General features: G+C 69.3%; 14 protein-coding genes and 2 riboswitches. Of the genes, 3 read left to right on the top strand and 11 right to left on the bottom strand.

Annotated elements, in window-relative coordinates:
* Positions 1-11: 11 nt before the first annotated feature.
* The 6 genes from gcvT to DK459_RS18405 form a co-directional block, all read right to left on the bottom strand.
* Positions 12-1,112, bottom strand: coding sequence for a glycine cleavage system aminomethyltransferase GcvT (gene gcvT, locus DK459_RS18380; RefSeq protein ID WP_054517168.1), 1,101 nt, complete (start codon positions 1,110-1,112; stop codon positions 12-14).
* Between the two features lie 83 nt (positions 1,113-1,195).
* Positions 1,196-1,318, bottom strand: a riboswitch (glycine riboswitch).
* Positions 1,319-1,351: 33 nt separating this feature from the next.
* A riboswitch (glycine riboswitch) is annotated at positions 1,352-1,444 on the bottom strand.
* A gap of 69 nt (positions 1,445-1,513) precedes the next feature.
* Positions 1,514-2,407: a ZIP family metal transporter gene (locus DK459_RS18385; protein WP_020926284.1), complete on the bottom strand. Its 894-nt coding sequence runs from the start codon at positions 2,405-2,407 to the stop codon at positions 1,514-1,516.
* A 27-nt stretch (positions 2,408-2,434) separates the two neighbouring features.
* Positions 2,435-3,049 (bottom strand): superoxide dismutase, encoded by a 615-nt coding sequence (locus tag DK459_RS18390; protein WP_020926283.1) that lies wholly within the window; start codon positions 3,047-3,049, stop codon positions 2,435-2,437.
* A gap of 208 nt (positions 3,050-3,257) precedes the next feature.
* Complete coding sequence (locus tag DK459_RS18395; protein WP_110134966.1) at positions 3,258-4,460, bottom strand: NAD(P)/FAD-dependent oxidoreductase; 1,203 nt, start codon at positions 4,458-4,460, stop codon at positions 3,258-3,260.
* Between the two features lie 17 nt (positions 4,461-4,477).
* Positions 4,478-6,739 carry an arginine/lysine/ornithine decarboxylase gene (locus DK459_RS18400; RefSeq protein ID WP_006385861.1) on the bottom strand — a complete coding sequence of 754 codons (2,262 nt, stop codon included), beginning with the start codon at positions 6,737-6,739 and terminating at the stop codon, positions 4,478-4,480.
* A gap of 254 nt (positions 6,740-6,993) precedes the next feature.
* On the bottom strand, positions 6,994-7,446 hold the full coding sequence (locus DK459_RS18405) for a hypothetical protein (protein WP_006385860.1): 453 nt from the start codon (positions 7,444-7,446) through the stop codon (positions 6,994-6,996).
* 116 nt (positions 7,447-7,562) lie between these two features.
* Here DK459_RS18405 and DK459_RS18410 point away from each other — a divergent pair, with 116 nt between their 5' ends.
* Entirely contained in the window at positions 7,563-8,135 is a 573-nt protein-coding gene (locus DK459_RS18410) for a GNAT family N-acetyltransferase (RefSeq protein WP_054499205.1), read from the top strand.
* On the opposite strand, the gene DK459_RS18415 is transcribed toward DK459_RS18410, so the two are convergent.
* A complete protein-coding gene (locus DK459_RS18415; protein ID WP_045953426.1) occupies positions 8,105-9,343 on the bottom strand; it encodes a diguanylate cyclase in 1,239 nt (412 codons plus the stop codon). The two genes, DK459_RS18410 and DK459_RS18415, sit on opposite strands and share 31 nt — an antisense overlap.
* 160 nt (positions 9,344-9,503) lie before the next feature.
* Here DK459_RS18415 and DK459_RS18420 point away from each other — a divergent pair, with 160 nt between their 5' ends.
* A complete protein-coding gene (locus tag DK459_RS18420; RefSeq protein ID WP_024070439.1) occupies positions 9,504-10,355 on the top strand; it encodes a VOC family protein in 852 nt (283 codons plus the stop codon).
* A gap of 43 nt (positions 10,356-10,398) precedes the next feature.
* Here DK459_RS18420 and dcd read toward each other — a convergent pair whose 3' ends face one another.
* The 4 genes from dcd to apbC all read right to left on the bottom strand — a co-directional run bounded on the left by dcd (position 10,399) and on the right by apbC (position 17,763).
* Positions 10,399-10,962 carry a dCTP deaminase gene (gene dcd / locus DK459_RS18425; RefSeq protein WP_006385856.1) on the bottom strand — a complete coding sequence of 188 codons (564 nt, stop codon included), beginning with the start codon at positions 10,960-10,962 and terminating at the stop codon, positions 10,399-10,401.
* Between the two features lie 91 nt (positions 10,963-11,053).
* Positions 11,054-14,722 (bottom strand): translocation/assembly module TamB domain-containing protein, encoded by a 3,669-nt coding sequence (locus tag DK459_RS18430; protein ID WP_199234299.1) that lies wholly within the window; start codon positions 14,720-14,722, stop codon positions 11,054-11,056.
* 56 nt (positions 14,723-14,778) lie between these two features.
* Complete coding sequence (locus tag DK459_RS18435; RefSeq protein WP_026384793.1) at positions 14,779-16,671, bottom strand: autotransporter assembly complex family protein; 1,893 nt, start codon at positions 16,669-16,671, stop codon at positions 14,779-14,781.
* A gap of 3 nt (positions 16,672-16,674) precedes the next feature.
* Complete coding sequence (gene apbC / locus DK459_RS18440) at positions 16,675-17,763, bottom strand: iron-sulfur cluster carrier protein ApbC (RefSeq protein ID WP_107316107.1); 1,089 nt, start codon at positions 17,761-17,763, stop codon at positions 16,675-16,677.
* A 101-nt stretch (positions 17,764-17,864) separates the two neighbouring features.
* Between apbC and DK459_RS18445 the strand changes: the two genes are divergently transcribed.
* Entirely contained in the window at positions 17,865-18,140 is a 276-nt protein-coding gene (locus tag DK459_RS18445) for a hypothetical protein (RefSeq protein ID WP_006385850.1), read from the top strand.
* The last annotated feature ends 108 nt before the right edge of the window (positions 18,141-18,248 follow it).

Below are 18,248 nucleotides of genomic sequence, written 5' to 3' on the forward strand. Positions count from 1 at the left end.
AAGCTTCGAGTTTACGAGTGTTCGACGGCTTTGCCGTTACGGACAAACGGCAGCTTGCAGACCAGGGCGGGCACCCACTTGCCGCGGATGTCGACCTCGACCGTGTCGCCCGCGACCACGCCTTGCGGCAGGCGGGCAAAGCCGATCGAAACGCCCAGCGTCGGCGACATGGTGCCGCTGGTGAGTTCGCCCACGCCGTTCTTGGTGCGCACCGCCATGTGGGCGCGCATCACGCCGCGTTCCTGCAGTTTCAGGCCGACGAAGGCGGCGGGCGTGGCGAACTGCTCCAGCGCGTCGCGGCCGATGAAGCGGCGCTCGGGGTTCTTCAGGGACACCGTCCAGGTCAGCGCGGCTTCGCCGGGCTGGGTCAGTTCGTCCATGTCCTGGCCATACAGGTTCATGCCGGCTTCCAGGCGCAGCGTGTCGCGCGCGCCCAGGCCCGCCGGACGCACGCCCTGGGCCGCCAGGTCGCGCCACAGTTGCACCGCCTCGGCCGCGGGCAGCACGATTTCGAAGCCGTCTTCGCCGGTGTAACCGGTGCGCGCCACCAGCGTGTCGTCACCGACGCGCGCGGCCACGAACGGGGTCAGCGGCTCGCTGGCGGCCTGCCAGGCCGGGCGCGCGGCCCAGACCTTGGCGCGGGCGTTGGGGCCCTGCACGGCGATCATGGCCAGGTCGCGGCGCGGCGTGATGGTGACGTCGAACTTGCCGGCCTGCTTGACGCGCTGCATCCAGGCCATGTCCTTGTCGGCCGTGCCGGCGTTGACCACCACGCGCCATTCGTCGAGCGCGAAGAAGTACACGATCAGGTCGTCGATGACGCCGCCCTGCGGGTTCAGCATGCAGGTGTAGAGCGCCTTGCCCGGTACGGTCAGCTTGGCGACGTCGTTGGCCACCAGGCGCTGCAGGAAGGCGTAGGCGTCGGGGCCCGTGACGTCGGCGTTGAGCATGTGCGAGACGTCGAACATGCCGGCGTCCTGGCGCACCGCGTGGTGCTCTTCCAGTTGCGAGCCGTAGGCCAGGGGCATATCCCAGCCGCCGAAATCGACCATGCGAGCGCCGGAGGCGATATGTTCTTCGGCCAGCGGGGTGCGTTTGAGGGGTGCGGACATGCGCGGGTACTCCGGAGCGGCAGCGGTGCCAGGGTTACGGAATGCCGCCGGCGGACGGGATGCGCCCACGCAACGGCTGAATCTTCCGCCCCTCTGTCCTTTTGCCTGAGAGTTGCCCCGCGTGACGGGTTTGCACCTTCGGCGCCTGGGCTGCTCGCTATGTCCCTGATTGGGCAGCGGCGCCAGGTCTCTCCAGAGTGCTGCTTTGCCGAGTCCGCGCGGTGAAAACCGGGACAGGGCAAGCATGCGCGGTATGGGATACCTGAGCGATTCCGGGCGAATTGCGCCTTCGGCGGCAGCCGCGAACGGCCGCTCTCTCCCGCAACATGCGTGACAGCGCCGAAAGCATACCGCGAAACGCGGTTCCGTTGTTGATCCGCGATCGCCGCCCGGGCGCCGCTTCAGCCCAGCGCGGTGTCCAGCAGCATCATCAGCACGAAGCCCAGCATCAGCCCGCAGGTGGCGTAGACCTCGTGCCCCTTGCGGTGCGATTCGGGAATGATTTCGTGGCTGATCACGAACAACATGGCGCCCGCGGCAAAGCCCAGGCCCCACGGCAGCAGCGCCGCCGACCAGCCCACCACGGCCGCGCCCAGCACCGCGCCCACCGGCTCGACCAGGCCGGACAGCATGCCCAGTGCCACCGCGAACGCGCGCTTGTAGCCCGCGGCGATCAACGCCACGGCCACCACCAGGCCTTCGGGGATGTCCTGGATGGCGATGCCGGTGGCCAGCGCCGTGCCGCGCACCGGATCGTTGCCGGCGTAGCCGACGCCGATGGCCAGGCCTTCGGGCAGGTTGTGCAGGGTGATGGCGAAGACGAACAGCCAGGTACGGCGCAGCCGGTGGGCCTCGATGCCTTCGCGGCCCTTGATGAAATGCTCGTGGGGCAGCAACCGGTCCATCAGCAACAGCGCCGCCGCCCCCAGCAGGATGGCGGCGCCCACCGTCAGGCCGGCGCCCCACGGCCCCGCGCCCTGCGCCTCGGCCGCCGCGATGCCCGGCGCCACCAGCGAGAAGGCGCTGGCGGCCAGCATCACGCCGGCGCCGAAGCCGAACATGCTGTCCTGCATCTTCTGCGGGATGGTGCGCGCGAACAGGATCGGCAGCGTGCCCGCCGCGGTGGCGCCCGCGGCGACCATGCCGCCCAGCAGGGCGTCGGCCACGTGCGGCGCGTGGTCGTTGAAATAGACCCACATCTGGTGCAGGCCCAGGCAGGCGACCAGCACCGCCAGCGTCCAGACACTGACGCTGGTGGCCGCGGGCCGGATGCGATGACGGCTGAAGGTATTCATGGACCGCTGCCCCCGCGCAATGCCGGCTCAGCCCACGGCGGCGGCGTAGCGGCGCGCCACCTCGGGCCAATCGATCACATTGTAGAAGGCGCCGATGTATTCCGGGCGGCGGTTCTGGTACTTGAGATAGTAGGCGTGTTCCCACACGTCCAGGCCCAGGATCGGCGTGTTGCCCTGCATCAGCGGGCTGTCCTGGTTGGCGCTGCTTTCCACCGCCAGCTTGCCGGCGGGCGTCACGCTGAGCCAGGCCCAGCCGCTGCCGAAGCGCGTCAGCGCCGCCTTGGTGAAGGCTTCGCGGAAGGCGGCGTGTCCGCCCAGTTCGGTGTCGATGGCGCGGGCCAGCGCGCCGTCGGGCTCGCCCCCGCCCCGTGGCGACATGACCGACCAGAACAGGCTGTGGTTGGCGTGGCCGCCGCCGTTGTTGCGCACCGCGCCACGGACGGCTTCGGGAAGTTGGTCGATGCGCGCCACCAGGGCCTCGACCGGCTCGTCGGTGGCGATGCCGGCGCCTTCGAGCGCGGCGTTCAGGTTGTTGACGTAGGTCTGGTGGTGCTTGCTGTAATGGATTTCCATCGTCAGCGCGTCGATGTGCGGTTCGAGCGCGTCATAGGCGTAAGGCAGGGGCGGCAAGGTATAGGCCAAGGCGGTCTCCATCAGGCGGCGCCACCGGATGCGGCACGGCCGAATTTATGAAATACAAATGATAGGTATTTTTATTTGATATCACAACGACAACGTTGCAGTGCCCGTCATGCAGTCAGGCTATGGGCCGGGCAGGCCTTGGCGGGCAGCACGAAGCGTGCCCGCGCCCGACGGACGGGAAAAGCGTTGGATCAAGCGCCAGGAACGCCTAGAGCGCCTTGCCGCAGGCCACGCCCGAGGCCCAGGCCCACTGGAAGTTGTAGCCGCCCAGCCAGCCGGTAACGTCCACGGTCTCACCGATGAAGTACAGGCCGGGCATGGTGCGGGCCTGCATCGATTTCTGGTCCAGGCCGCGCGTATCGACGCCGCCGCGCATGACCTCGGCCTTCTTGTAGCCGGCGGTGCCGCTGGGCACCAGGGTCCACTGGTGGATGTCCTGCGCCAGCGCGCGCAGGGTCTTGTCCGGCGCATCGGCCAGGCGCAGCGCCGCCAGGCCCGGCTTGCCGGCCTGCTCCGCCAGTTGCAGCCAGCGGTCGGCCAGGCGCTTGGGCCACAGGCCGGCCAGCACCGTATGCATTTGCTGCCGGTTGCCGGACTTGGCCGCCAGCAGTTCGGCCGCCAGGTCGCGCCCCGGCGCCAGGTCGATGACGATGGGCTCGCCCGGCTTCCAGTAGCTGGATATCTGCAGGATCGCCGGGCCCGACAGGCCCCGATGGGTGAACAGCAGGTCTTCGAGAAACTCGCCGCGCGCCTTGCCCTGCCCCGTCGCCAGGTTGACCTCCAGCGCCACGCCGGACAGTTCGGCCAGCGGCTGCCAGTGCGCCGCGTCGAAGGTCAGCGGCACCAGCGCCGGCCGCGGCTCGACCACCTTCAGGCCGAACTGGCGCGCCAGCTTCAGGCCGAAGTCGGTGGCGCCCAACTGCGGGATCGCCATGCCGCCCGTGGCCACCACCAGCTTGGCCGCGCGGATCGCGCCCTGGCCGGTGCGCAGCTCGAAGCCCGCCTCGCCATGGGCCACCTCGGCCACCTGGCAGCCCATGCGCCACTGCACGCCGCCGGCATCGCATTCGGCGCGCAGCATCTCGATGATGGATTCGCTGGAATCGTCGCAGAACAGCTGGCCGCGATGCTTCTCGTGCCAGGCAATGCGGTGGCGCTTGAGCAGCGCCAGGAAGTCCTGCGGGGTGTAGCCCGACAACGCCGAGCGGCAGAAATGCGGGTTGTCGGAGAGGAAATTGGCGGGTCCCGCGCCGATGTTGGTGAAGTTGCAGCGGCCGCCGCCCGAGATACGGATCTTCTCGGCCAGGCGCTCGGCGTGGTCCACCAGCACCACGCGCAAGCCGCGCTGGCCGGCGACCGCGGCACACATCATGCCGGCGGCGCCGGCACCGAGGACGGCGACATCGAACATCGGGACTCCGGACCTGATCAGTCTTCGATCAGGCAATCAACGTAGTAGCGCTTCTCGCCGTCCGGCCCCACTTCGTCGGCCAGGCCGTGGATGTAGGTTTCGAAGCCGGGGAAGCGTTCGTTGAACTCGCGCGCGAACTGCAGGTACTGGACGATGGTGCGGTTGAAGCGCTCGCCCGGAATCAGCAGCGGGATGCCCGGAGGATACGGCGTCAGCAGCACGCCGGTGACGCGGCCTTCGAGCTGGTCGATGTCGACACGCTCGACCTCGCGGTGCGCCATGCGGGCGAAGGCGTCGGACGGCTTGAGCGCCGGCACCATGTCGCTCAGGTACATCTCGGTGGTCAGGCGGGCCACGTCACGCTCGCGGTAGGCTTCGTGGATCTGCTGGCACAGGTCGCGCAGGCCCATGCGCTCGTAGCGGCGATGGTCGCGGCAGAATTCCGGCAGGATGCGCCACAGCGGCTGGTTGCGGTCGTAGTCGTCCTTGAACTGCTGCAGCGCGGTCAGCAGCGTGTTCCAGCGGCCCTTGGTGATGCCGATGGTGAACAGGATGAAGAACGAATACAGGCCGGTCTTCTCGACCACCACGCCGTGCTCGGTCAGGTACTTGGAGACCAGCGCGGCGGGAATGCCGGTTTCGCCGAAGCTGCCCGACATGTCCAGCCCCGGCGTGATGACCGTGGCCTTGATCGGGTCCAGCATGTTGAAGCCTTCGGCCAGGTCGCCGAAGCCGTGCCAGTGGTCGTTCGACTCCAGGATCCACTCGTCGCGGTTGCCGATGCCTTCGGACACCAGGCGGTTCGGGCCCCAGACCTTGAACCACCAGTCGTTCTTGCCGAACTCGGATTCCACCTTGCGCATGGCGCGGCGGAAATCCATGGCTTCGCGGATGCTTTCCTCGACCAGCGCGGTGCCGCCCGGCGGCTCCATCATGGCCGCGGCCACGTCGCACGACGCGATGATCGCGTACTGCGGCGAGGTCGACGTATGCATCAGGTAGGCTTCGTTGAAGACGTTGCGGTCCAGTTTGCGGGTCTCGGATTCCTGCACGATGATCTGCGAGGCCTGCGAGATGCCGGCCAGCAGCTTGTGCGTGGAGTGGGTCGCGAACACCATCGCGTCCTTGCTGCGCGGACGGTCCTGGCCGATCGCGTGCATGTCCTGGTAGAACTCGTGGAACGACGCGTGCGGCAGCCAGGCTTCGTCAAAGTGCAGCGTGTCGACGTAGCTGCCCAGTTCCTTCTTGATCATCTCGACGTTGTAGATCACGCCGTCGTAGGTGCTCTGCGTCAGCGTCAGGATGCGCGGGTTCTTGTTCACGGCTTCGCGCGCGAACGGGTTGGCCTCGATCTTCTTGCGGATGCTGTCCGGATGGAACTCTTCCAGCGGGATAGGGCCGATGATGCCCAGGTGGTTGCGCGTCGGGCGCAGGAACACCGGGATCGCGCCCGTCATGGTGATGGCGTGCAGGATCGACTTGTGGCAGTTGCGGTCCACCACCACCACGTCGCCGGCGGCGACGTTGGCGTGCCACACCACCTTGTTCGAGGTCGAGGTGCCGTTGGTCACGAAGTAGCAGTGGTCGGCGTGGAAGATGCGCGCCGCGTTCAGCTCGGACTCGGCCACCGGGCCGGTATGGTCCAGCAGCTGGCCCAGTTCGTCGACGGCGTTGCAGACGTCGGCGCGCAGCATGTTCTCGCCGAAGAACTGGTGGAACATCTGGCCCACCGGACTCTTCAGGAACGCCACGCCGCCCGAGTGGCCCGGGCAGTGCCAGGAATAGGAGCCATCCTGCGCGTACTTGACCAGCTCGCGGAAGAACGGCGGCGGCAGGCTGTCCACATAGCTGCGCGCTTCGCGGATGATGTGGCGCGCCACGAATTCGGGGGTGTCCTCGAACATGTGGATGAAGCCGTGCAGCTCGCGCAGGATGTCGTTCGGAATGTGTTCCGAGGTGCGCGTCTCGCCGTACAGGTAGATGGGGATGTCGGCGTTGCGGAAACGCAGTTCGCCGATGAAGGTGCGCAGGTTCTTGATGGCGCTGGCCACGTCCTCGGGCGAATCCACGTCGAACTCTTCATCGTCGATCGACAGGATGAACGCGCTGGCACGGCTCTGCTGCTGGGCGAACGAACTCAGGTCGCCGTAACTGGTCACCCCGATCACCTCGACGCCCTCGGCCTCGATCGCCGCGGACAGGGCGCGGATACCCAGACCGGACGCGTTCTCGGAACGGTAGTCCTCGTCGATGATGAAGATGGGGAAGCGGAATTTCATGCAGGCGCTCCTGGGGGCAAGGCGAATCGGACCGGGTTGGCGGACGCGAGTGTACTTCTAGTGAAAAACCGTCTGATGACAGGCGGGCGCGAGGTTCCCGCCGGCGGCGGGAATGGCGGAATTGTAGGGCCGTTTTCCCCCAGGCCCTATGGTTTTCCCGAGGACGGCGCCAAAGGGCCGCGCCGGGCGCCGGCGAAGGCGCCGCGCGGCCCCCTGCCGACGCCATCCCGGCGCGCCCGCGCGGCTCGCCTCGGCTAGCGGATGGTGGTGGCCGCGCCGGCGTCCAACGCTGCCAGGAAGCGGTCGAAGTAAGGTGGAATGGCTTCGGCGGCGCCATAGCGGATGCGCCGCTCGACCTTGGCGATGGCGCCGAAGCAGACTTCGGTCTCGGGCGAGCCGCAGACCAGCACCACCGGGTCCTCGTCATCGCAGACCTCGTACAGGCCGCCATGGGCGCGCCGGGCCACTTCGTAAAGGTAGGCGGCGGCGCCGACGGTCTGCATGGGGGTCAGGGGCAAGGTGCCCAGGTGCGCGGCTTCGAGCGCGTCGTCGAGCGCGTGGACGCTCGACAGGGAGTAGTCGAGTCCGGCCCCGTCCGGGCCGGCTGCCTGGACGAAATCCTGCGCGGCGTGGGCCACGCGCGCCACGAACTCTTGCTGGACTTCGTCGCGCTTGGCGTCCTGGTTTATCTTGAGGAAACCGAACATCATTGGCTCCTTTGAAAACCGCAAGCGGCGTTGACCCCATTATAGGCAGCGACCCTGCCTATACTGGCCGAATGCGGCCCGACCGTTCCCTATTCCCAACACTTGCCTCGCTCCCGATGCCGTCCTCCGCCCCGCTTGTCCGACGTCTCACCCCTTCCGACGCCCCGGCGCTGCGCCAATTGCGCCTGGACGCCCTGCGCGAAACCCCGGAAGCATTCGGATCGAGTTACGAAGAGGAACATACGCTGACACTGGATGACTTCCAGGCCTGGATCGCGCCCGCGGACGACAGCGCCATGTTCGGCGTTTTCGCCGAAGGCGCGCTGGCCGGCATCATCGGCGTGGCCAGGCAGCGCCGCCTGAAGGTGCGTCACAAGGCGCATATCTGGAGCGTCTACGTGACGCCGGCCTGGCGCGGCCAGGGGCTGGCGCGGCAGCTGATGCAGGCCGCCCTCGGACATGCCGGCATCATGCGCGGCGTGCGCACGGTGCAGCTGAGCGTCACCGCCAACAACGCCGCGGCCTGCCGGTTGTACGCCAGCCTCGGCTTCGAGACCTACGGCCACGAGCGCGAGGCCCTGTGCGTGAACGGCGTGCTGTACGACGAAGTGCTGATGGCGCTGCCGCTGGACCGCGCGCAGGCCGGCCCCAGCCGGCCTTACCCGCCCGCCCGGCGCCGCGACCCGTAGGCGCACACCTGGTTGCGGCCGCCATCCTTGGCCTTGTAGAGCGCCTGGTCGGCCGCCTTGATGACCGCGTCCGGCGCGCGCAAGGTCTCGCCGCGCTCGGCCACGCCAATGCTCACCGTCACCCGCAACGGGCGCGCATTGCGGCCGCCACGCGCGCCGCGCCGGCGCAAGCCGATCTGGTCGGCCTTGGGACGCGCCGGCTTGTCGCGCAAGCGCATCTGGTAGGCCTCGATGGCGCGCCGCACGGTCTCCAGGTGCGGCATGGCCTCGACCGCGGTCTTGCCCGGGAACACCAGCGTGAATTCCTCGCCGCCGTAGCGATAGGCGTAGCCGCCGCCCGGCACGCGGCGCAACTGCGCCGCCACCATGCGCAGCACCTGGTCGCCCACGTCATGGCCATGGGTGTCGTTGAAGGCCTTGAAATGATCCACGTCGGCCATCGCCAGCGTGTAGACGCGGCCCATGCGCTGCAGGCGCTCATTGAGCGCGCGGCGCCCGGGCAGGCCCGTCAGCTCGTCGCGGAAGGCCATGTGATAGCCCTCGTGCGCCAGCGAGATCGACAGCGATGTCAAGGCAGCGGCGGCCATCACGGCCAGTTCGATCTCGTGCTGGGCCCCACGCGGCAACGCCCAGGCCATGCAGACGAAACCCAGCCACTGGCCGGCCTGTTGCGGACGGCCATAGCGCAGCAGTAGCAGGGTCAGTGTCAGCCCGGTCAGCAACAGCGCCGCCAGCGCCTCGAACGGCAGGCCCAGCCGCGCCAGCGCGCCCTGTACCGCCAGGGCGCCGAACAGCTGCGCCATGCCCTCCTTGCCGGCCAGCGCGATGGCGGCCGCGCCCAGGGCCATCAGGCCGACGCGCGCCGCCAGGTCGCGCAACATGCCGGCGCGCTCGGGCCACAACGCGTTGATGGTGTAGGCCAGCGACCACCACACCAGCGCCGGCGCCAACGCCCACGGCGCCTGGCTGGCCAGCGTGGGCCAGGCGGCGGCTGGCGCCAGCACCGCCAGCATCAGCGCCAGCGTCTGCGAACGCTGGTACATCAGGCAGATCGCCGCCCCGATAAGCGCCATCACCCAGGGCACGAAAGGCACCACCAGCGTCAAGGCCGGCGGCCAGTCCCGCCAAAGCAGCAAGCCCGCGGCCGCGATCACCGGCAGCGCAGGATAGAACAACAGGGGCAGCCAGGGGATGTGGGGGTAACGCACGGATAGGGCCTTGCTCACGCTTGCTGAAATGACGTCGCCAAATCGGCAAACACATATGTCATTTTACGGTCGCGGGCGCGGGTTCTTTAGCGCGTTAGCGAGGCCGGCGCGGGGTGCGCGCCGTGCTATGTTGAGCGCTCGGATACCCTGGAAAAACCTCATGCGCATCCTGGTCAATATCGACGTGCCCGATCTCGAGGCGGCCATCGATTTCTATAGCCGCGCCTTCGGGCTGGCGCTGCACCGCCGGTTGGGCGCGACCGGCGCCGAGATGCTGGGCGCCCCGGCGCCCATCTACCTGCTGCAAAAGGCCGCCGGCACGCCGGCCGCGGGCGCCGTGCGCCAGCCGCGCGACTACGCCCGCCACTGGACGCCGGTACACCTGGACGTGGTGGTCGACGACGTGGATGACGCGGTGGCGCGGGCGGTGGCCGCGGGTGCGCGGCTCGAAGATCCGGCGGTTTCGCATGACTGGGGCCGGATCGCCCACCTGAGCGATCCATTCGGCCATGGCATCTGCATCATGCAGTTCCTGGGGCGGGGCTACGATGCCCTGGCGGCGGGCGCGCTACGCGACGCGCCCGTGGGCGAAGCCGATTTCGACGCCCTGCTGGCGATCCGCATCGAGGCCATGCGCGACAGCCTGGAACGCCTGGGCCGGTTCGACCCCGAGCGGGCCCGGGCACGATTGCGCGCAACGTTCCGTCCCGACCATACCTGGTTCATCGAACGCGACGGCGCGCGCATCGGCTTCTATGCCCTGCGCCCCGACGGCGACGGCCTGCGGCTGGATCATCTGTATGTGGTGCCCGCGGCGCAAGGGCTGGGGGTGGGCGGCCAGGTGCTGGGCCGCCTGTTGCGCGACGCCGACCTTCGGGGCCTGCCTGTGCGCGTGGGCGCGCTGCGCGGCAGCGGCTCGAACCGCTTCTACCGCCGCCACGGCTTCGAGCCGGTGGCGGAAAGCGAGTGGGACATCGACTACCTGCGCCCGGCGCCGGGGCGCCAGGCCTAGGGCCTGTTCAGGCTAAAAGGAGCCTCGCACAGGCCCTGGCGCATCAGGTGCGCGGCAGCGTCACGCCGCGCTGACCCTGGTACTTGCCGCCGCGGTCGGCGTACGAAGTCTCGCAGATCTCGTCGCTTTCCAGGAACAGCATCTGGGCGCAGCCTTCGCCGGCGTAGATCTTGGCCGGCAACGGCGTGGTGTTCGAGAATTCCAGCGTGACGTGGCCTTCCCATTCGGGCTCGAGCGGCGTCACGTTGACGATGATGCCGCAGCGCGCGTAGGTGCTCTTGCCCAGGCAGATGGTCAGGACGCTGCGCGGGATGCGGAAGTACTCGACCGTGCGGGCCAGCGCGAACGAGTTGGGCGGGATGATGCAGACGTCGCCCTTGAAATCCACGAACGAGCCTTCGTCGAAGTTCTTGGGATCGACGATGGTGGAATTGATGTTGGTGAAGATCTTGAATTCGTCGGCGCAGCGCACGTCGTAGCCGTAGCTGCTGGTGCCGTAGCTGACGATGCGCCCGCCATTGGCCGTGCGGACCTGACCCGCTTCGAAGGGTTCGATCATGCCGGCTTCGGCCTGGCGGCGGATCCAGCGGTCGCTTTTGATGCTCATGATGGCAAGGTGCTTGGGGGAATGGAATGGGCGTCATTTTATCCCGAGCGCGCCGTTCCGTCCCCGAACGGGGACGGAACGGTCACGGGCCTCAATCGCCGAAGAAGGTCCGGTACACCAGCGCAATGCCGTTGACCGAGCCGCCCTTCAGATCCAGCGAGAGGCCGCGCGCCAGCCGGTAGCTGGCCCGGCCGACGGTGTCGCTGCCGGCCAGCGCCTGCTCGACGCTGAGCGTGATGCCGTTGGCGAACGACTTGCTGGCCACCAGGAATTGCGTCGCCAGCTGGCTGTCGCTGTCGCGGTTGACGTCGCCGGCCACGGTGCGGTCCGGCAGGATGCTGCCCGAACTGCCCAGGTTGCCGGTGCGCACGCTGACGTCGTCCAGCCCGAACTGCTTGTAGAACGGCTCGCCGCCCCCCAGCAGGGCCGTGCCCACCGACAGCAGCAGCGCGGCGTCGCTGCCGCTTTCGTCGGGGCCGCGCCCCAGCAGCAGCCACGACAGCTTCTCGACGTCGCTGACGTCCGGGTACGACACCAGGTCGATGCGCGGGCGCTGCGCGGTCCCCACCACCTTGACGCCGGCCTCGACCTGCTCGCCGGTGCGCAGGGCCTCGATGTCCAGCAACGGATTGTCCAGGCGCCCCTGGAAAGTCAGCGTGCCGCGCCGCAGGCGCAGCTTCTGGCCATAGGCCTCGATGCCACCGCCGCGCGTGCGCAGCGCGCCGACGCCAGTCAGGCGGCCGTCGTTCAGCAGGATCTGGATCGACCCCAGCAGGCCGGCATCCAGCCCCATGCCCGTGATGTAGAAGCGCGGCCCCATGTCGAACTTCAGGTTCATGCTGGTCTGCAGCGGCGTCGACACGGCGCCGGGGTCGTCGCCCGCGCGCCGCACCTTGACGTCGTCGTCCAGCGACGGCACGCCCTGCAGGATCTCCAGGCTGAACCAGCCGGCGTCCGCCTTCAGGTCGCCGACGATGTCGATGCGCGGCATCGCCGCGTTCAGGTCGATGGTGCCGGAGACCATGGCGTAGCGGTCCGAGCGCTGCAGCGCCGGAAAGCGGTACAGCGTCAGGCGCACGTTGCCGCCGCCGTCGATCAGGTTCCATTGCCCCTTGGCCTCGGCATAGCCGCCCTTGGCCTCGGGGTTGGTGGTGATCCATTCCTTGGTGCGCCATTCGGCCGGCATCACGCGCAGCGAGGCCGGGAAACGCAGGCTGTCGAGCACCAGCTTGTCGCCGTCCAGCCGCGCCGCCAGCGTGCCGTCGATCAGCCGCACGCCGTCGTCGATGCGCACCACGCGCAGCTTGTCGCCACGGATCGCGCCGCTGGCGCTCCACTTGCCGGCAAGCGTGCCCTGGGCCTCGAGATTGGCCTTGACCTGGCCGCCGATTTCCATGGAGTCGCCGACGAACAGGCCGACCCACGCCAGGTCGGCGATATCGGCGTCCAGCCTGGCCCGGATCGGCTGGCGCGGATCCAGCGCCATGCCGCCCTTGGCGTCGACCGCCAGCACCGCCGTGCCGTTGCCGGCGATCTTGCCCATCTTGTCCGTGGCCAGGTCCAGCCTGGCGTCCAGGCGGCTGGCGTTAGGGCCGGTGGGCGTGGCGGTCAGGTCCAGCACCAGCGCCTTCACGCCCAGCGGCACCGGCGGGTCGCCCGGGATCAGCAGATCGCCGTCGCGGCGCGCGATGCGGGCGCGCCCGGCCAGGCGGCCGTCGAATTTCAGGTCCCAGGAGGCGTCCAGCGCAATGCGGCGCTGGCTTTCGGCCACGGTGGCATTGACGCGCTTGGGGCCCTGTTTCATCTTCGCCGCGGCCTCGGGATCGACGGCGGCGATGACCTGGCGCGCCATGGCGGCGGTGATGACCAGGTTGTCGGCCTGGCCGGCGGTTTCCCAGCGCTTGGCGTCGCCGCGCGAGCCCTTGTGCGCGATCGCCAGTTTTTCCTTGCCCGGCAGGGCCACGCCCAGCACCGTCGGGCCTACCTGCCACTGCCATTGCGGCGCCACCGCCGCCGGCAGGTACGACAGCGTCACCGGCCGGTCGGCCGAGACGGTAAAGCCCGCGCTACCGGCCGTCAGGCGCGAGAGCGTGCCGCGCCAGCCGGTCAGGGCCGCATCGGCCTCGCCAGCCGGGCCTTTGCCCCAGCCTCCGGCAAACGTGATGGCGGCCTCGGCGCGCGACTGCCCCAATACGCCGGGACGCGGCTTGGGCGGGTTGTAGCCGGCGCTGATCTCGCCGCGATGCGACGCCACGGTGCCGCCGAGCTTGCCCTTCACGTCCGCGCCGCCCGGCACGCCGGGCCAGAACGCGTCCAGTTGCGGCGCCTGCGCGTCCAGCGTCAAGGCGCCGTCGGCGCCGCCGATTTCACCCTGCGCCCGCACCCGGTTGGGTCCGAGCTTCAGGTCCACGTCCAGGCCATGGATACGCAGGCCGGCCAGCAGCTCGGCGGTCGCGGCGTTGGCCGCGGCGGCGGCATCGGCGCTGGCCGGCGGATTGGCGGCGGGCGCGGCGACCTCGACCTGGGCCTTGACCATGCCGGCGAGCGCTTGCTTGTTCCAGCGCGTGCCGTCCTCGAAACGCAGGTCGATGGCGGCCTGGCGCAACCGGCTCAGATTCTCGAATTCGGCGCTCAGCTGTGCATTGGCGCTGAGCACCGCCGGCGGAACCGCGTCGCCCAGCCACGGCGACAGGTTCAGGCGCTGCGCCCCCAGGCTGCCGACAATGCGATCGCGGCCCGGTTGCCCATCCACCGCCTGCAGGTCCAGGCGGGCCGACAGCGTCGACTTGTCCGGCAGGCGCGCATCGGCCCGCGCGCTGCGCAGCACCAGCGGCGTGCGTGGCGCCAGGTCGGCCATCACGTCCAGCGCCAGGCCGGCGCCGCTGCCGTCCAGCTTGGCCTGGATGCCCTCCAGCGAGCCGGCCGCGTCCGCGCGCAGCACCACCTGGCAGGCGGGCGCAGGCGGGCCGACGAACGCGCCGGCGTCCTTGGACTGGACAGGCTCCGCCGACGCCTTGGCGGCAGCGGCCTTGGGCTTGCCCGCGCCCGCCCGGGATTTGGCCGTCTCCGGCGCCTTGGATGCCTCCGTCTGCGCCTGCGCCTGCGCGAGCGGCGCGAACTTGCCGCTCAACTGGTCGGCCTGGCACAGCGGCGAATCCGGCCCCGAGCCGCGCGCGATCACATCCAGGCGCGCGGTGAACGGCCAGGGGTCCGCCAAGGCCTGCAGCTCAGCCTGCCCGCTCACCTGCGCCTGTCCAACTTCGTGGCCTACGCGCAGATTGGCGATGCGCAGTTGCGCGCCCTGCCTGCCGGCGGCAAAGGTGGCGCTCAGGTCGCCGAGTTCGACCGGCAGCGGCTCGCCATCCTGCAACAGGTGGAATTCGCCCAGCGCCAGCCGGTCGACGGCGATCGCCACCGGCAGGGAGGGCAATGCGAAAGGTTCGTCGCTGCCGGCGTCGGCAGGCGTTTCCCCGCCCGTGGCCAGCGCGACCTCGACGCTGCCGGCGGCAAGCTCGCGCACGTGCAACAGGCGGTCACCCAGCGCGCGCCAGCGCACCGTCAGCCGCAGGTCGCTGATGCCGATGCGGGTTCCGCCGACATCGAGATCCAGCCGACCCACTTCCAGTCCGCGCAGGATCGACCCACGCACGTCCAGCGCCTGGCCGTCCAGTTGCTGGGCAGCGGTGGTCAGCAGCAGCCGCGTGCCGGTCTGCGAGGCCAGCAGCCAGAATACGAAGCTGCAGGCCAGCACAGCCAGCATCGCCAGCCCCGGCAGCCACCACACCAGGAGGCGCCGCAGGAATCTGCGCAGCCCGGTCAAAATGCGATCCCCAGCGAGAAGTGCAGGCGCAGGTCGCGCTCGCGTTGACCGTAGGCCACGTCCAGAAACAGCGGGCCGGCCGGCGTGCGCACCCGCGCGCCCACGCCATAGCCCACCGCCATCGACATGTCGCCGAAGGATTGGGCGGCATCGCCGGCATCGACGAACACGCCCATGCCCCAACGTTCATTGAAGTAATGGTCGTATTCGATGCTGCCGACCACCAGCGTGGGCGCCCCCACGGTGGCCTTGTCGCGCTTGAGGCCGATGCTCTGGTACTTGTAGCCGCGGATCGAGCGCGCGCCGCCGGTGCGGAAGCCGAAGTCGTCCGGAACCTGCACATTGCCATTGGCCCAGACGCGCCCGACCTCGCCACGCACCGTCAGCACGTCCAGCTTGCCGATCGGCCACCATTTCTGCGCGCGGAAGCGGGCCCGGGTATAGGGCTCGCCGGTGTCCAGCGTCACGCCCACGCCACCGCCCAGCGCGATCAGGTTGCCTTCGCGCGGGTCGTATTTGTTGTCCACGTCGCGCCGCAGCCATTCGCCGGTGGCGGTCAGCGTGGGCAGCGAATATTCGTCGCCGCCATCGATCTTGACATCGTCGTGCGCCAGCAGCAGGCCCCAGCGGGTCTCGTAGGTCACTCGGCTGTCGCCGGCGCCCTTGCGCTCCTGGCTGCGGGTGGCGCCCAGGGCATAGCGGGTCACGTCCAGGCCCTGGATATCGGAATGCTGGGCCAACACGCCAATGGAGTCCTTGTAGCCGCGCTCGGTCGGCGGCAACAGGAAATCGGTGTAGACGCGCTGCTGCAGCCGGTCGACGCTGAACCCCGATTCCATGGTCACGGGCTGGCCGAACACCACGTTCTGGCGGTAGAGCGACTCCAGCCGCACGCCGGCTTCGTCGTCGACGCCGATCGAGGCCGAAAAACGCTTGGGTGGCGCCTCCACCACCCGCACCTGCACCGGCAGCGTCACTTCGCCATCGGAATCGTATTTGGGTGGCGGCGGCGCGACGGCGCCGGATACCACCGGATCGCCGGCCGGCGCGGATTCGGCGGCCTTGGCCGCGCCCGGCGCGCGGGCCCGGTCCGAAACCGGCTCCGCAGGCTGCTGCGCGCTGCCAGGCTGGCGCAGCGCCACGAAGGCGCCGCGGAAAAACGCCGTGGACTGCAGATCCTGCTGCCATTCATCCAGGCGGTTCTGGTCGTAGGCCGCTCCCGGCGAATAGCGCACATAACGGGTGATGAGCTTGGGCGGCACGCGCTCCAGGCCCTCGGTGCTGAGTTCGCCCATGCGCACCTGGGGCCCGCTGTCGATGGTGACGCGCAGCGCCGCCGCGGCGCTGTCGGCCTGCACCTCGGCTTCGGAAGCCGTCATGCGCGCCAGCATGAAATCGCGCTCCGACACCTGGTCCAGCAGCGAGGACTTGGCCTTGTTCCAGTCGGCGTTGATGAAAGGCTGGCCCGGCTTGAGCAGCCAGTCCTCGCGCAGCTTCTGCACGCGCTGCGCGTATTCCGGCCGCGTGATGCGGCCGGTGAAGGTCAGGTCGACCGAAGACACCGTGGTGCGCTTGCCCGGCACGATGCCGATATCCCAGGTTTCGCCGCCGATATCGGTGCCGGCTTCGAGCGTGACGGTGGGCGAGAAGTAGCCCTGGGTGGCCAGCGCCGCCAGCGTGGCGTCGCGGGCGCGCCGCCGCAGGCGGTTGATTTCGCCGCCGTCCTGGTCTTCAGCCAGGCGCGCGATGGCGCCCACCGCCTCGGTGATCGCCTGCAGCGCGGCCGGCGGCACGCCGCCCGGGTCCACGATGATTTCCGGGCGCTTGGCCGCAGCCTCGCCCGCCACTACGCAAAGTCCAGCCAGAAAGGCCCGGGCCGCCCACCGCATGCGTCAGGTCGGCTGCTGCACGACGATGGACGGGAATTTCCCGGCCATGTCTCGGGGAAGCGCGGCAACGCCGGCCGCCAGCTTCCTGGCGATGCCGCGATACAGTCCGGCCGCCTCGCTGCCGGGGTCAGCCACCACGGTCGGCGTGCCGGCGTCGGTCTGTTCGCGGATCGCCAGCGTCAGCGGCAGGCTGCCCAGCCAGGGCGTGCCGTACTGCTCGGCCATGCGCTGGCCGCCGCCTTCGCCGAAGATGTGCTCGGCGTGGCCGCATTGCGAGCAGATGTGGATGGCCATGTTCTCGACCACGCCCAGGATCGGCACCTCGACCTTCTGGAACATGCGCAGGCCCTTGCGCGCGTCGAGCAGCGCCACGTCCTGTGGCGTGGTGACGATGACCGCGCCCACCACCGGCACCTTCTGCGCCAGCGTCAGCGCCACGTCGCCGGTGCCCGGCGGCATGTCGACGATCAGGTAGTCCAGGTCGCGCCAGTTGGTCTGGCGCAACAGTTGTTCGAGCGCCTGCGTGACCATCGGGCCGCGCCAGATCGCGGGCGAATCGGCGTCAATGAGGAAGCCGATGGAGTTGGCCTGCAGGCCATGGCCGGTCAGGGGCTCCATGCTCTTGTTGTCCAGGCTCTCGGGACGGCCCGAGACGCCCAGCATGGTCGGCACGCTGGGACCGTAGATGTCGGCGTCCAGCAGGCCGACCTTGGCGCCCTCGGCGGCCAGCGCCAGCGCCAGGTTCACGGCCGTGGTGCTCTTGCCCACGCCGCCCTTGCCGGAGGCGACTGCAATAATGTTGCGTACATTGGGCAGCGGCTTGAGCCCTTTCTGCACCGCGTGCGCGGCCACTTTCCAGGAAACGTTCACCTGCGCGCCAGGCGCGCCGGCGCCGGCCAGCGCGGCCACGGCGATCTCGCGCACCTGGTCGCGCACGGCGTCGGCGGGATAGCCGAGTTCCAGCGCCACGGTGACGCGGCCGCCGTCGATTTGAATGTCACGATCTTTTACAGAAACGCCCAGATCCAGGCCGGTATTGGGGTCTTGCGCGCCGCGCAGCGCGGCGCGGATGTGTTCTATCGTTATACTCATGTCACTATGGTTCCGTAGGCAGCGCGGCGTCTGCGGGCCGCCATCCCCTAAAGGATAGCGGATACACGGGAACCTTTCGCTGCGTTTTGCATCCGACCTACATGACCAATACTCTTATCCGCTTCTTTCGTGCCGTGTTGTTCGCCGCCCTGGCCTTGATCGGCATGGCGATGGCGCTGGTCTTCATGCTGTCCACGGCAATCGCCGTGGCGATCCTGTACGTGGTCGCCAAGGTGCGCGGCAAGCCTTTCGGCGTGCGCGCCTACTGGAGCCAGCGCCAGGGCGCCCGTCCCAGCCCCTTCCAGTCCGCCAACGCCCCGTTCGCCACGCAACCGCGCGGCGACGTGATCGACGTCGAGGCCCGCGAGGTCCGCTGAACACGGCAACACCGGCGCCCGCCGCGCCCTGCGGCGGCCGTGCTGCGGCCGGCCCGCCGGCCTAGCGCTATCCAACCCGCCAGACGCGCCCCGCGCGACCGGCGGGTT

Origin of the sequence: Achromobacter sp. RW408, from assembly GCF_003184165.1 — a bacterium.
Lineage (GTDB): Bacteria > Pseudomonadota > Gammaproteobacteria > Burkholderiales > Burkholderiaceae_B > Achromobacter > Achromobacter xylosoxidans.

Coding starts and splice junctions, on each gene's coding strand:
- gcvT (WP_054517168.1), bottom strand. CDS start 1,112: ATGTCCGCACCCCTCAAACGCACCCCGCTGGCCGAAGAACATATCGCC.
- DK459_RS18385 (WP_020926284.1), bottom strand. CDS start 2,407: ATGAATACCTTCAGCCGTCATCGCATCCGGCCCGCGGCCACCAGCGTC.
- DK459_RS18395 (WP_110134966.1), bottom strand. CDS start 4,460: ATGTTCGATGTCGCCGTCCTCGGTGCCGGCGCCGCCGGCATGATGTGT.
- DK459_RS18400 (WP_006385861.1), bottom strand. CDS start 6,739: ATGAAATTCCGCTTCCCCATCTTCATCATCGACGAGGACTACCGTTCC.
- DK459_RS18405 (WP_006385860.1), bottom strand. CDS start 7,446: ATGTTCGGTTTCCTCAAGATAAACCAGGACGCCAAGCGCGACGAAGTC.
- DK459_RS18410 (WP_054499205.1), top strand. CDS start 7,563: ATGCCGTCCTCCGCCCCGCTTGTCCGACGTCTCACCCCTTCCGACGCC.
- DK459_RS18420 (WP_024070439.1), top strand. CDS start 9,504: ATGCGCATCCTGGTCAATATCGACGTGCCCGATCTCGAGGCGGCCATC.
- dcd (WP_006385856.1), bottom strand. CDS start 10,962: ATGAGCATCAAAAGCGACCGCTGGATCCGCCGCCAGGCCGAAGCCGGC.
- DK459_RS18430 (WP_199234299.1), bottom strand. CDS start 14,722: ATGCTGGCTGTGCTGGCCTGCAGCTTCGTATTCTGGCTGCTGGCCTCG.
- DK459_RS18435 (WP_026384793.1), bottom strand. CDS start 16,671: ATGCGGTGGGCGGCCCGGGCCTTTCTGGCTGGACTTTGCGTAGTGGCG.
- apbC (WP_107316107.1), bottom strand. CDS start 17,763: ATGAGTATAACGATAGAACACATCCGCGCCGCGCTGCGCGGCGCGCAA.
- DK459_RS18445 (WP_006385850.1), top strand. CDS start 17,865: ATGACCAATACTCTTATCCGCTTCTTTCGTGCCGTGTTGTTCGCCGCC.